1 protein-coding gene is annotated in these 326 nt (G+C 47.5%); it reads left to right on the top strand.

Annotated features, from left to right (window positions below; translation table 11 throughout):
- The coding region (locus AB4585_RS24730; RefSeq protein ID WP_372171399.1) for a DDE-type integrase/transposase/recombinase at positions 1-326 on the top strand (326 nt) is incomplete at both ends.

The raw sequence follows: 326 nt of genomic DNA, 5'->3' as shown, positions 1-326 counted from the left end.
GGGCTCTACCTGGCATCAGAGTCAACATTTTACCGAGTACTGAAAGAGAATAACCAATTGACCCACAGGGGCAAGGATAAGCCGAAGGGCACAAAGAAAAAACCAACTAGCTACAAGGCCTTTGGACCAAACCAGGTGTGGAGTTGGGACATTACTTACTGCCCGACAACCGTAATCGGACAGCACTATTACCTCTACATGATTGAGGATATCTTTAGCCGAAAGATCGTTGGTTGGGAAGTGCATGAAAGTGAATCGGGAGACCATGCAGCTAATCTGTTGGAGCGAACAGTCTGGTCAGAAAAGTGTGTAGGTCAGTCGGTGGT

It is taken from the genome of Vibrio sp. 10N.222.49.C9, assembly GCF_041474985.1.
GTDB classification, from domain to species: domain Bacteria; phylum Pseudomonadota; class Gammaproteobacteria; order Enterobacterales; family Vibrionaceae; genus Vibrio; species Vibrio crassostreae_C.
The sequence above is the reverse complement of the archived record's forward strand: the minus strand, read 5'-3'. Positions and strand labels throughout refer to the sequence as shown.